Annotated in this window: 10 protein-coding genes; 6 read left to right on the top strand and 4 right to left on the bottom strand. The window is 64.0% G+C overall.

Annotation, left to right across the window (positions count from 1 at the left end; all coding sequences use genetic code 11):
* The first annotated feature begins 475 nt into the window (after positions 1-475).
* Genes DFR29_RS12295 through DFR29_RS12305 form a run of 3 tightly spaced genes read left to right on the top strand, consistent with a single transcriptional unit; the run spans position 476 to position 1,685 of the window.
* On the top strand, positions 476-691 hold the full coding sequence (locus DFR29_RS12295) for a hypothetical protein (protein ID WP_133818891.1): 216 nt from the start codon (positions 476-478) through the stop codon (positions 689-691).
* A complete protein-coding gene (locus DFR29_RS12300) occupies positions 688-1,152 on the top strand; it encodes an efflux RND transporter periplasmic adaptor subunit (RefSeq protein ID WP_133818892.1) in 465 nt (154 codons plus the stop codon). The genes DFR29_RS12295 and DFR29_RS12300 overlap by 4 nt, the downstream gene beginning before the upstream one ends.
* Entirely contained in the window at positions 1,149-1,685 is a 537-nt protein-coding gene (locus tag DFR29_RS12305; RefSeq protein ID WP_133818893.1) for a nuclear transport factor 2 family protein, read from the top strand. The genes DFR29_RS12300 and DFR29_RS12305 overlap by 4 nt, the downstream gene beginning before the upstream one ends.
* 170 nt (positions 1,686-1,855) lie before the next feature.
* Here DFR29_RS12305 and DFR29_RS12310 read toward each other — a convergent pair whose 3' ends face one another.
* Entirely contained in the window at positions 1,856-4,150 is a 2,295-nt protein-coding gene (locus DFR29_RS12310; RefSeq protein WP_133818894.1) for a CotH kinase family protein, read from the bottom strand.
* A gap of 578 nt (positions 4,151-4,728) precedes the next feature.
* Here DFR29_RS12310 and DFR29_RS12315 point away from each other — a divergent pair.
* Both DFR29_RS12315 and DFR29_RS29655 read left to right on the top strand, forming a co-directional pair.
* Positions 4,729-6,597, top strand: coding sequence for a LodA/GoxA family CTQ-dependent oxidase (locus DFR29_RS12315; RefSeq protein WP_133818895.1), 1,869 nt, complete (start codon positions 4,729-4,731; stop codon positions 6,595-6,597).
* Between the two features lie 5 nt (positions 6,598-6,602).
* Complete coding sequence (locus DFR29_RS29655) at positions 6,603-7,739, top strand: NAD(P)/FAD-dependent oxidoreductase (RefSeq protein ID WP_133818896.1); 1,137 nt, start codon at positions 6,603-6,605, stop codon at positions 7,737-7,739.
* A 143-nt stretch (positions 7,740-7,882) separates the two neighbouring features.
* Here the strand turns inward: DFR29_RS29655 and DFR29_RS12325 are convergent, their stop codons facing one another.
* The gene (locus tag DFR29_RS12325; RefSeq protein WP_133818897.1) at positions 7,883-9,115 is read right to left on the bottom strand and encodes an MHYT domain-containing protein; all 1,233 of its coding nucleotides are present in this window, start codon (positions 9,113-9,115) and stop codon (positions 7,883-7,885) included.
* A 336-nt stretch (positions 9,116-9,451) separates the two neighbouring features.
* Positions 9,452-9,667 (bottom strand): hypothetical protein, encoded by a 216-nt coding sequence (locus DFR29_RS29155; RefSeq protein ID WP_208113583.1) that lies wholly within the window; start codon positions 9,665-9,667, stop codon positions 9,452-9,454.
* 477 nt (positions 9,668-10,144) lie between these two features.
* On the opposite strand from DFR29_RS29155, the gene DFR29_RS12330 reads away from it, so the two are divergent.
* The gene (locus tag DFR29_RS12330; protein ID WP_166654047.1) at positions 10,145-12,118 is read left to right on the top strand and encodes a PA14 domain-containing protein; all 1,974 of its coding nucleotides are present in this window, start codon (positions 10,145-10,147) and stop codon (positions 12,116-12,118) included.
* 244 nt (positions 12,119-12,362) lie between these two features.
* Here DFR29_RS12330 and DFR29_RS12335 read toward each other — a convergent pair whose 3' ends face one another.
* Positions 12,363-12,851, bottom strand: a complete 489-nt coding sequence (locus tag DFR29_RS12335) for a hypothetical protein (protein ID WP_133818899.1) — start codon at positions 12,849-12,851, stop codon at positions 12,363-12,365.
* Positions 12,852-13,507 lie beyond the last annotated feature (656 nt).

A 13,507-nucleotide genomic window follows, 5' to 3' on the forward strand; every position in this document is an offset into this window, starting at 1 on the left:
GCCCGTCGTCGCGACGGAACCGCGATAATGGTCGAAGTCCTCAGGGGCGATGCGCCGCAGCCGGTTGCGATGGCGGTTGTCGAGCCTGTGTCCGGCGGCGGTACATGCAGAACCGGCCCGGTCCCCAGCCGCGAGGACAGCGCGGCACCGTGGCGGTCTGTGGCCAGCATGGGCGGTGTGGGCGGGCAGGGCATTCCATAATGCTTACAGCGCCATTCCACGACGATGGAAAAGGCGTTCCAGATTGGCTCGCGACACGACAAGATCGGGTGCAGGCCGAGGAACAAGCCCGGCCGCAGAATTGCCACTCTGGAAATGCCGAATCCGCACGCTGGCGCCGGCGCGCAAACGCTCGGAGCGTCCTGCTCAGCTCTGCGGCGACAGGCTTATGCATGCGCATGCGTGGAGAATTTTCCCAGGGCAGTGACAATCCTTTTCACGCGTACGTTGCCCGCGTCCGGCATAGGGTCGTTTGATGCTGCTGTCGCTGCTTTACTCGCTGGCTGCCTGTAACGCGCCGCCGCCGGCCAAGGCGCCGGCTGTCGCGGTCAAGGTCATCGCGGTGCAGGCACAGGATCTGCGCCTGCACCGCGATTTCGCCGGACAGGTGTCCCGTTCCGAAGAAACCCGCCTGCGCTCCCGTGTCGGCGGCGTGCTGGTCGGCAAGTATGTCCACACGGCCAAGGGGTGAAGCGCGGCCAGCGCGTGTTCGCCATCGATCCGCGCGAACTGCTGGCCCGGCAGAGCAGCACTGCCGCACCGCTGGCCCCGGCCCGCGCCGACCTGGCGCGCCCCCGGCCGCTGCTGCGCGAGAACGCCATCGCGCACCAGGTCTACGACAATGCCGTCGCGGCCGAACATGCGGCGCAGGCCAGGGTGGACGCTGGCCAGGCCACCAGGCTGTCGTACCGCTCGGGTGGACAGCGAAATCGGCCGCGCCAGGAAATCGCCGAAATCTGTGCAACCAAATTGTCGCTGGCGGCATCAATGCCGCAGCAGGCTGCTGCGGCTGTACGCAATGGCGCAGCAAAACCCGCGCGAGACCGCACTGCCCGGCGGCGCGCTGTTGCCGTCGCGCCGGATGGCCGGACAGCCTGCACACTGGCCCTGTGTCAAACGGCTATTCCGTTCCCTTCCAAGGAAAAAGCATGACCTTGTTTCGCCGTGGCATTCGTACCGCTCTACTGGCATTGGCGCTGTTGGCTGCGCAGGGGCTTGGCCCGGCTGCGGCACAGGATGGCACTGCCGATGCTGCCCTGACCGCAACCATCGCGGCGCTGGACAAGAAACTATTCGATGCCTACAACGCCTGCGACATCCCGGCGTTCACCGCGCTGTTCTCGCCCAGCGTCGAGTTCTACCACGACAAAGGCGGCGCCACTTTCGATCGCGAAACCGTGGTCGCCAACACGCAGAAATACATCTGCGGCAAGGTCCGCCGCGAACTGCTGCCGGCAACGCTGAAGATTTATCCGATAAAAGACTTCGGCGCGATCGAAGAAGGCGAACACCGCTTCTGCGAACTGGCCAGTGGCCAGTGCGAAGGCAGCGCCAGATTCCTCATGATCTGGAAGCAGGAAGCACAGGGCTGGCAGCTCACGCGCGTGGTCAGCTTCGGCCATCGCGCCTTGAGCGAGAAAGAAAAATCCGAGCTGCAGCCAACCAAGGCAGCCGCGGCGCACTGACGCAAAAGCATGCCTGTCCGTGCACCGGTGCGGACAGGCAGCTGACCGGGTCCGCAACGGCAAGCCGATGCCATCCGGCACGGCGCTCCCCGCGGCAGCGAGGGCGCGCTGGAGCGCCTGCTCGCTGCCGCAACTCCCGCCGGGGAAGCGGCGGCAGCGTTCCCCTGCCGTTACGGCGTATTGGTCGCCCCCGGCGTAGCCGTCGCCTGGAAGCCCCAGGTGCCGGCGCCGTCGACGGAGCGTCCGTACGACACATTGGTGGTCTGCTGGCCGAACGTGATGGTGTCGATGGCGATGGTGCCGTCGCTCGAATACAGGCCTACCGATTCGCCCGACTTGCTCAGCTTGAAGCCCGCATGCGTAGGGCCCTGTGCGGCCTCGTCGTCGGCCCAGACCAGCAGATAGCCATGCGCGGGAATGCTGACACCGGCGGGGAAGGTCCACAGCGTCGGCGTGGCCAGGTTGTCGGTGAGGTGCAGGCCGCCCATGTCGACGGCGGTGTCGTTCGGATTGAAAATCTCTATCCAGTCTTCAAAGCCGCCCGGTTCGTCGGGATCAGGCAGGCTGGTGTTGTCTGCCATCAGCTCGTTGATGAACAGCACGGGCGGCGTGCCGGGTTCGTCGACGGCCGCCTGGTTGGCAGTGCCCGGCGTAGGCCGGTTGGTAGTGGCCCAGGCGCCTTCGCCGTCCGGCAGGCGTGCCAGCGCGCGATTGGCGTTCAAGGCCGGATAGACGATGGTGTCGATCAGGGTAGACGGACTCTGGTACAGATACAGCGTGCCGCCGGCGGGATTGAGGCTGAAGCTCGCGTGGTTGCTGCCCTGCGCAGGCTGGCCGTCCAGCCACAGGGTGAGGAACTGGCCGTCGTCGAGGTTGCCCGTCGGCAGCGCCCAGCGCGTGGGGTTGGACGGATCGTCGCTGAGATACAGGCCCGACAGGCTGACCAGGCCGGGGCCGAGGTTGTACAGCTCGATCCAGGGGTCGTAGTCGCCGTTGCCGTCCTGTAGCGTCGAGGTGTTCAGTGACATCAGTTCGTTGAGCTGTATATCACTCTTCGCCGCCAGGCCATTGAGCTGGGCATTCAGGAAACTCGCGCGCTGGGTGACGAAATTGCGCAGGCCGTAGATCGTGTTGCCGGACGTGATGTCGTTGTAGAGGTTCGCGTCGAATTGTTGAATCGTATAGAACTTGCGCGGATCGGCGACGACGTCGGGACGGATCAGCGCCGCGATGCGGTCGATTTCCGCCTGCATGGCTGCGGTATCGAAACCGCTGCGCAGCATCTGGGCCAGGTCGCGCAGGTAGCGGCGCTGGTACTTCGGCACCGCGAACAGCTTGCTCAGCAGAGGACGCGGCTGGCTTGACGTCGGCGTCGGTACGAACAGCGCTGCCAGCTGGGTCATATTGCCGCTGGCACCGAAGCGGAAACTGCCGAAGGCCATGTTCGCGTCCCACAAGATATGCGTCATCTTGCCGTTGTCGCTGCGGTCGTACAGATAGTAGTTGTGCGCAGAGCCGGTATACGAATCCAGATGGGCGAACAGGTTCGATACGGCCAGGCCGTTCAGGATGTCGGGCACATCGGCAATCGGCTCGAAGGCCGCTGGCAGGCTTGCCGTCGTCGTGTTGTTCAGCACATCGACAAATTGGATCAGCTGGCCGAAGTCGTTTCCTTCTTCGTTGGTCTTCAGCTGGTAGTGCGCGAAATACGGTGTCGGCGACGTGCCCAGCCAGGTCAGGTCGGAGCCGAAATCGGCGCTGGGATCGGTCACATCGTCCGGTGCCGCGCCTTTCCACAGGTTGCCGTCGTCGCCGCTGCCGAAGCGTGACTTGAGCAGCGTCTTGTCGACCTGCTCCACGGCCGAGTAGAGCCCGTAGTAAGCACCGTTGATGTACAGCCGGCAATGTACGACGCGCACCGCGGTCGGCACGAACCGGCGCGCGAAGTCCATGAACAGCTTCTCGCGCATCAGGGTCGGGTCGTAGACGCTGTTGTTGAGATTGAGCTTTTTCAGCTCGTAGAACGCGGTTTCCCGATTGCCCGGCGTTTCGGGCGGATCGAAATAGTTGAAATCGATCTTGAACGATTTCTTGGTGCCGGGATAACTGAAGGACGAATGCCCCTTCATGCGCACGCCGACCTTGCCGAACTGGATGCCCTGAGATTCGAACGAGGCCGGAAACGCCGGATCGGTGCTGTCGGTATCGTGGGCGTTGTACAGGGTCTGGTACCAGTTCGGATCGGGAAAGACGATGCGGATCTCGCGGACCTGGCGGTCGTCGAAAAAGGCGTCCGATGTCAGGCAGGGCACTGCAGCGGAAGGCGCGTCGAAAGCGTTGTCGAAAATCCGCTCGCCGCAGACCGGCGCGGCCTGCGCTACCTGCCAGCAGCCGGCCAGCAATAGCAGAAACGAAAACACGCCCAGCCGATCGGTGGAAATTTTCACGCTACGGAAATTCTTCATGGATTTTTGTCCGGGACGGTATCCAGTACAGCGATGCACGGCGCGAGGCAGGGCTTGCGCCGAAACCTTTTCCGGGCCGATCACACACTGCGGCGAGTATGTCACCGTACTGTCATAAACACAGTGTTGGCCAGTCCCTTGCGGCAGGTCGGGTGCGACAATTTGCAAAGACACGGCCACGGGATTGGGTGGAATCCGCCGGGTGTTCAGCAGGCTGGGGAAAGTGCCGCAACGCCGCCGGCGGTGCCCCGCGGGCTGGCGATCGTTCGATGAGCGTCGGCGAAGGCTTTTTACGCTTTGCTAGCCAAGGCTGCCGGGGACTGCCGAGGACTGCCGATTGCAGCTGGGCGGGGGGCGGCGGCCACCGCAAGCGGCCATGGACACGATGAACACTGCTGGCGAATGTTGCGCCAGGCCAGGAACGGCATTGGCCGGCGAACGGCGCTGCGCTGTTGCATATGCGTCAATCGCTGTGATGTACACTTTTGCTTGACGCATTCGCCGATTCGCGCCAGAGTCGCCCGGCGCCGTAGTCCATCGCCGCGGCCGCCGCATCGCATACTCATCGGAGGGGGCTCATGAGTCGCAGCACCACGCCGGACGAGCGCATCGTCCATGCCAAGATCCACCCGGCCATCGGCATCGCCCGCGTCGGCAATTCCCGCGCGGAAGACGGCTACTACATCGGTCCGCAAGTGGCCGAGCCGTCACCGCAGCCACCGGGCAGCTATCGCGACGCCAGCGGTGCGCTGAAGCGCGAAGTGGCCCAGTTCCGCATCTACGGCTACAACGCCGCCGGCCGCGTGGTGCGCGAGCTGCACATGGGCGAGGGTGTCGAGATCGAATGGACCGTCGAGCTGGCCAACCACAAGGCCGCCTGGTACAACTTCGAGCTAGCGCTGGACATTCCCGAAGCCTTGACCGCCACGCCGTCGACGCGCCGCAATGCCACTGTGCAGGGGCCGGCACGCAGCAGGCTGTCCATTACGCCCACGCCGCGGCGCATCGACAGTCCGGCGGCGCAAGGCGCGCAATACCATTTCGACGACGGCCGTTTCCTCGGCATCGCCGTCGAGCTGGGCGAACTGCGCACCGATGCACAGGGCCGCCTGCTCGTATTCGGTGGCTACGGCAAGTCGGCCTCGATCGACAACCAGCCGCCCGTCACCTTCGCCAACAACGACGGCTGGTACGACGACACCAGCGACGGTCCGGTGACGGCGCGGGTCAGGCTCGACGGCGACGAACTCGACGTCGCGCCGGCCTGGGTCGTGGTCGCGCCGCCGAACTACGGCCCGCAGCAGAAATCCGTGCGCACCATGTACGCGCTGATGACCGACATGGCGATCCAGGCCGGCCAGCTGCCGGCACCGGTCCGGCCGTCGTTCCAGCACGACCTGCTGCCCATCTTCACCGCGCTGTGCGACCTGCAATGGATGAATGCCGGTTTTGCTGCCGGCTTCGGCTACGGCATGCCGCAGCATTTCCTCGATCCGGCCTATCTGCACAAGCTGGCGCAGCCCGGCGATACCTACAAGGAATTGCGGCGCACCGTGGCGAACGCATTCCGCAATCCGCTGGACCAGGACATCTCGCTGAAGCCCTGGCCCTGGGTCTATGGCGATGCGATGGACGTGCCCATGCCGCCGATACCACGCGCCATGACGGCATTGACCACGACGCAGCTCGCCCTGCTCGACCGTTGGGCCAACGGCGAATTCATTGCCGACTACGATCCCGCCGCCCGGCCGCCACGCTGCATCGACGAGGTAGCGCCGGCTGCGCAGCCGGCGATGCTCGACCGCGCCGCGCTGGAATTCTGCCTCGCCGACGCTTTCCATCCTGGCTGCGAAATGACCTGGCCGGTGCGCCACGCCAGCATGTATCTCGAACCGTATCGCTGGCGCCACCGCGCCCCGGACAACCCCGAGCCTGACTACGGCAGCACGCTGACGCCGGCCGAAGCGAACTCCTACGACGGCCCGCTCTACGCCCAGTTTGCCGGTTCGATCACGCGCTGGATGGCGATTCCCTGGCAGACCGACACCGCCAGCTGCCGTTCCGGTTATCAGCCCAACTACGATCCCTACCTGCCTACGTTCTGGCCTGCGCGTGTGCCAAACCAGGTGCTGGATGTGGAAAATTACGCAAAAGTGATGGATCTCGCATTGTCGCGCGAAGAACGCCTGGCCGCCTTCAACAAGCGCTCGGACTGGGACCGCACACTCGGCGTCGGCTACGAGAACCAGCTGGTCAACATGGTCGAGCATTTCGATCGGCAGGGCATCGTCGAAGTGCGGCCCGGCATTGCAGACGACGCCGATTTCCCGCCGCTGATGCAGGTCGAAGACCAGGGCGGCCAGGATATGAGCGAGGCAGAACGCATCTCCACCGATGCCCGCATGCGCCAGCTTGCGCGCATAGGAACGCCGACCACCAGCGCCTGAGCCGCATGGCCGATAGCCGTTGGGACGCGATCGTTGTCGGCGCCGGGCCTGCGGGTGCGGCGCTGGCCTGCCGCCTGAGCCCGCAGCGCCGGGTGTTGCTGCTCGACCGCGCGCCGCTGCAGGCCTCGGGCCTGCCCCGCATCGGCGAGTCGCTGCCGGGCGCCGCGCGCTTGTTGCTGCAGCGCTGCGGCGCGTTCGAGCGTTTTCTCGCGGCAGGACATGCGCAACGCGGTGCGACCGTATCGCTGTGGGATAGCAACGAACCGCGCTGGTTCGATCATCTGCGCGATCCCCACGGCGCCGGCTGGCACCTGGACCGCACGCGTTTCGATGCCGATATGCGCGCAAGCGCCGTTGACGCCGGGGCTGTACTGATCGGCGACTGCGGCGTGCTGCGCGCGACGCGGGACGGCGGCCACTGGCAGATCGACTGCGATGCCTCGGGCGAGAGCCATCGCGCGCCCGTGCTTGTCGACGCGACGGGCCGCACGGCCGCCGTGGTGCGCCAGCTCGGCCTTGCGCGACGCATCGAAGACGAACTGATCTGCCTGCACGCCTACCTTCCCGCCGACATGGCCGACACCGACCAGTGCACGCGCATCTGCGCCGACAGCAACGGCTGGTGGTACAGCGTGCGCGTGCCCTCGGGGCAGCGCGTGCTGGCCTTCCATCTCGATGCCGACGATGCGGAACTGCGCCGGCTCAAGACGCTGCCCTGCCTGCTGGAAAAGGCAAGGCGCCATGCACTGCTTGCCGCTGTGCTGCCGCTTCGCGCAGACGAAACCGTACATGCCCGGCCGGCCGCCAGTGCCGGACTCGATTGGGCCGCTCTGGCGCTGACCGCCCCCGGATTCTTCGTCATCGGCGATGCCGGGCTTTCCTTCGACCCTGTCGCTTCGCAAGGCATCTTCCATGCGCTCGCTTCCGCCGAATGCGCGGCCACGGCGATTCAGAATGCCGATGCGCCAGCCGCACGTAACGCGTTCATTGCCGAGATGACGACCGTCCATGCGCATTATCGCCAGCGTTTGCGCGGCACCTACGCTGCGCCGATACGCTACGCGCAGCTGCCGTTCTGGGCGCGCCGATGGCGTGGGCCGGATCTGCGTTCGCACGAGTACGAGCACGCCGCGAAAGCCTGATCTCTCTTCACGACGGGCCAAGACCGTCGCAGCCGCGCCCTGGGCAAGATTCGCCAGGGCGCCGGACGTCGTTTGCGCGACCTTCCCGACGGCACCTGCCGGTGCCGACACGGCGGAGGGAAGAAACCAAAGTGTCCGGAGTCCTAAACGACGCTATTGGCCGTTTGCCGAATTCCCCGATTGTCGAACAAGCCCGCGGAAGATGCCTTGGGTGCGGCGCGCAGCAGCAGCCACTGCGCGTTCTCGCCGTCGCTGGGCGAGTGCGCACTGCCTACGATCAGTTTGAATCGTGCCTTCAGCGCCGCATCGTGACGCAGGCTTTCGATCAACGGAATGCAGCGCGCGCCGACATGGTCCATGCGTCCATCGATCAGCGCGACCAGATGCTCGGTCTGTGTCCTGGCGATGATGGCGCGCGGCAGGGCGGCCAGGATGCGATCGCAGAGCAGCGACATGGCTTCGCTCGTCGGCAAGGCGCCGTCGTGCGCTTCGAGCCGGAAGGTCACCAGGGCGAAACCTTCCGTATCGCGTTGCCGCAGCCGGTCGGTAATGATCTGCGACAGCTGCGCGCGATTGGGCAGGCCGGTGTCTTTGTCGGTGAAGGCCATCTGGCGCACGCGCGATTCCATCTCCTGTGCGGCTACGCGCCGTGCGGCGAGGTGGCGCGCATCACCCAGGGCGAACCAGATGCCGAAACCAAGAATGAGCAGCGCACTGACCGTGGTGGGCCAGGACAGCATGGCGGCGGGAAGGTCGTTACCGGCATAGCAGCGTGCTCCGTCCTCGAATACGGCAGCCGCCATGCCGGTGTAGTGCATGCCGACGACGGCGAGGCCCATGATCATGGCCGCACCGATGCGCAATGCAACGTCTTTCCAGGTAGCGACTTCCTTGAGGTAGGCGATGATCAGCAGCGCCGCGCCCGACGCAACCACGGCGATCACGACAGATGCGGCAAACAGGCCAGGCTGGTAGCTGATGCCGGGCGTCATACGCATCGCGAACATGCCGCCGTAGTGCATCAGGCAGACGCCGAAGCCCATGACCAGCGCGCCTGCAACCAGCGTCAGTGCCGTGAGCCGGCCGTAGCCGACGATGTACAGCGCGATCGCGGACACGGCCACGGCCGCAACCCACGACAGAAACGTGATGCCGATGTCGTAGCTGATCGGTACCGGCAACGAGAAGGCGATCATGCCGACGAAATGCATGGACCAGATTCCGGTTCCCATCGACACGGCCCCGCCGACCAGCCAGGGCTGGCGCTGGCGGTCACGTGCGCGCAGTCGTGTTGCGAACTCCAGTGCGACAAAGCCAGCCAGCGAGGCAATCAGATAGGACAGGGCAACAAGCCAGAAATCGTAGGTACCTTGCATTTCACGCCTTCCCTGGAGAAACAAGCCGGAAGGCTATCGACTGCGTCACGGGTTCGCCCTGGAAGATCCGCGCGGAACGTACCAATAGCGGATGGAAGCGGAAAAAATTTCAAACTTCAATCGCGTATGGATGATCGGCGCGCTGGGGGCGGTCCGATCCAAATCGGACACGATTTTTTTCTCACTTTCGTTTGTCCTTCTGCGAAGGACGCGCCCTGATGCAGCTGTTTTTGTGTCAGGGCAGCTGCCGGCATAGTGCCGATCAAAAGATTGGCATCGTTGTTTTTTATAATTTGCGTGTTGATGTACTGTTTTTTCCGGGCTCGGTTGCGGCCGCTACGTCGTCGCCACAATGCAGGTCGAGCACGCGGCACGTTCATCCTGCGGCAGCGTGATCACATCGCCGAACAGTTCATTGGCGCGCAGCCAGGCATCGGACGGCACGCCGGGTGGCGGAGACGGCGGATCATGCGGAGTAGTCAGCGACAGTCGCAATGCAATGAAGGCACTCCTCAGCCTGCTGGAGCCCTGTGCATCCGCGCCGGCAGGCATTCGAATACGCATTGAACAGGGCAAAGGCGCGCTGGCTTCGAAAAAGTGACGCCTGGCGATGCTGCTGCGCAGCAGGTCGCCGGCTCGGCAGGGCCATGGGCATCCTCGCTACGCTCTGGCCGTAGCCGTTCAGATAATGGCCTGTTGCCTTCAATGATGTCATTTTAACCAATACACATTACATCGTTGTCGCAATAGCTGCGTAGTTCTACTTTTCTGCAACGATCGCCGCGTAATCTGCGGACGCGCCGACAGCCGGGGTGCGCTGCCACAGGTAGCGCACCCGGCCAGTGGGTGCACAAACCCCGGACACCGCTCGCGCCCAGGGACGCTGGCGGCCGCCCACACTCAACCCCAGGACTGCACGGCATGGCGTGCGGCAATGGCGCAGCCATGCCGGATGCCGGCCAGACGCATCTCCTTGAGGGCAGGGCATTTTCCGGAGCGGATCTCACTCAAGCCTACGGATACTTCGAAATGAGCCCTATCCCCGTGAAACAGCGCCGCCTGTGTGCCGGCGTGTTGACTGCGGCACTGTGCGTGTTACCGGCAATCGTCAGTGCAAACACCTGCCTCGTCGGCGTCCACGACTTTTCCGGTGACACCAGCATGGTCAACCCGGCCGAGCCCGCCGGCGAGCGCGGCTGGTCGGTCGAACTCGTACCGGCCGTCTCGATCTGCCGCGGTGACGTCAGCAGCATCAGCAATCTGGCCAATGCCGCCAGGAACCAGGGCATGCAGGTCATCTTCCGTGTCGACTACAAGCAGTCCAACGGCCGGCAGGTGGCGGTGCCGGTGAACGCGGCCGAGTACATCCAATGGAAGGCCGATTTTTTCCAGTGCACGAGCAAGCTCGGCGGCATATCGCCGCTGTTTATCGTCGGCAACGAGCCCAACCTCGACTACGACGTGCAGCCCATCAACGCGCAGCAATATGCGGACGCCTTCAACGCCCTGTGGGCGAGCAAGCCTGTCGGTGTGCAGCTGCTGGCGACGTTCAATTCGCCGTTCACCGACCCGGCCTGGATGACCACCATGGCGAATGCACTGACCGCCTCGGACGGATTCGCCATCCACACCGGCGGTATTCGCGGTTCCTGCGTCGATCCGCGCCAAGCCTGCAATGCGATCCCGGCCTGGTCGTTCGACAGCGCTTTCCGCTACTACCGTAACGTGATTGCTGCGATTCCCGCCGCCAAGCGCAAGCCGGTCTACATCACCGAATTCAACACGTATACCGGCGGCACCGACCCCGTGCCGCAGCAGAACTATCAGGCCGGCTGGATCAACAAGGCGTACGAGGAAATCCGCAACTACAACGCGTCGCGCGGTGTGCTGCCCGAGGTCAAGGCCCTGTGCTGGTTCACCGACGCCGTCCGCGGCGGATTTCCGGGCTTCGCACTGCGCAACATTCCCCAGGCCCTGGCCGACATCAAGACAGAGTTCCGCAATCCGGCAAACTGCGGGCCGGCCGGCTGCAGCAGCGCAGCGCTGGGGCTTCCCACCGACCGCTGGCGCCTGCAGATCTGGAACAACCGCCAGTTCAGCGGCAATCCGGTCGAAATACGCCATGACGCCGTCGGCGCCGGCGGTTTCAATTTCAACTGGGGCAACGGGCGCGCAAGCAGCTGCACCGGCGATGACAACTACGCCATCCGCTTCGAGCGCACCGCATCGTTTGCGGCATCCGGCAACTACATGTTCTCGGCCACGGCCGACGACGGTGTACGTGTATGGGTAGACGGGGTTGCCATCATCGACCAATGGCGCGACCAGGGGGCTACGACATTCAACGCCCAGCACTGGGTGAATGCTGGTGCACATACGATCCGCATGGACTACTACGAGAACACCGGAGGCGCGGTCGCTGCACTGAACTGGACCGGTGGGGGCGGCAACAACGCGACCATCGTACGCAGCGCATCGTCGGTGCCGACAAGCATGGCGCCCAATGAAACACGCCAGGTTTCGGTACGCGTCACCAACACCGGCGGCACCACCTGGACCGCCGCGAACAACTATCGCCTGGGCTCGACCTCGTCGAACACCATGAACTGGAGCGGGTGGAGTTGCGGCGGCTACAACGTGAACCCCACCAATGCGCGCGCCTATCTTTGCAGCAACGTGTCGATTGCACCCGGTGCCAGCCATACCTTCACTTTCAATGTCACCGCGCCATCATCAGGAACGGCGACGCTCGGTGCACGCATGGTGCGCGATGGCGTGGAATGGTTTGGAACCACGGAGGCATGGAATATCAGCGTAGGCACTACCAATCCCTATCCCGGCTGCCCCTGCAACCGCACGGACAACTACTGCCAGCATCCGGCGCGCACCAGCGGCTGCCCCATGACCCAGTCCGGTGGCTACTGCGATCCCAATGGCGATGCCAGCTATTCGGATGGCGACTGGAACCGCGGTTACTACGAGTACGCACAGTATTGCCGGTGAGGTTTGCTGTTGCGAATGAGCGTGTGTGAGCGGGCGTGTGCGGCTGCTGTGAGGTGGCCGTGCATGCCTCGAGGATGCTGAAACGCGTTCACGCGCGTGGTCAGCTTCGGGCACCGGGCGCTGAGCGAGAAAGAAAAGGCCGAACTGCAGCCGGCGAAGGCGGCAGCAGGGCAGTGCGCGCGCTGGTGGTGTCGCGTGTTGCCGAAGAGTGGCGGACGCATCGCGGCGTGAGTCGCTTGCGCCTTCAGAAATCCGGCCAGGCGTTTTGTCGGATGCTCTCAGGGCTGCGGATTCGCCTCGCTGAGGCAATAAATATAGACCTCTTCCGAACGACCGTCGTCGTAGTGCGCTCCAGGGTCATTCGGGTTCGGCGCTGCTCGATGTCGATGGCGATGCGCTCGGGGTACATGTCGGCATCACCATCGACGACCAGATGATCGAGAACCGCGGCAACGCGCTCGAACCCACACTCATCGACAGAGATATCGCCGTAGCCGCTGCGGTTCGCCTGGGCGTGATCGCCAACCTGCTTGAGGACATCGGCGCAGAGATGCGCACCTAACCGCAGACGCAGCGACGGCGCGCTCGTTGGCCGGTTGCTTGAAAACCGTGCCATCGATGGCGATCCAGCCTTTGTGTCGGCGGCCGGGCTGGAGGCAACGAGGCTTGCATCGCCGTGCGAATTGCCCGATTTTTCCTCTCCGTTGAGCAAAAATTCGTCAGCGGAAGGCAAAAATCACTCTACGGAGAGGAGCTGGCCCCCTACGGAGCGCAATTGCGACGCTACGGAGAGCAAATTGTGCTCAACGGAGACCCAAAATGGCGCTCCGGAGGGTGACTGGCATGCTCTGGAGCGCAAAATTTGCCTAACGGAGCAGGAACGTTGCCCTTCGGAGCCTGATTTTTGCCTTGCAGAGTGTTGGCAAGACGTTGCGGAGAGGAAAAGTCAGGCTTGGGTGACTGCGGACCTGTGCAGAAACCGCTGGGCGAGAGCCTCCACGTCCTGATTCATCCCCGATATCGGGGATTTCAGTTCGTGCCCGCCGATAACCACAAGCCAAAACCACCAGAAAGCCCCGTACGCCAAGGCTTTCTCTATGGGCGCTGCGCCACTGACCATTGCCCACGCTGGCGCGCCCGTCATGCACATTGCTCGAACTTTCCTCTCCATTGAGCAGAAATTAGTCAGCGGATAGTACAAATCACCTTACCGAGAGAGGCTGGCGCCCTACGGAGTGCAATTGCCATGCTCCGGAGAGCAAATTTGCTTCAACGGAGACCAAAAATGACGCTCTGAACCGCCCCGGGAACCCCGGAGACTCGTTGGTGTGAGTCACGCCGCCATGGCGAGCTCACGGATTTGCTGGTAGTAGGCCGCCTCAGCTTCTG

This window comes from Tahibacter aquaticus (genome assembly GCF_004363655.1).
Taxonomy (GTDB): domain Bacteria; phylum Pseudomonadota; class Gammaproteobacteria; order Xanthomonadales; family Rhodanobacteraceae; genus Tahibacter; species Tahibacter aquaticus.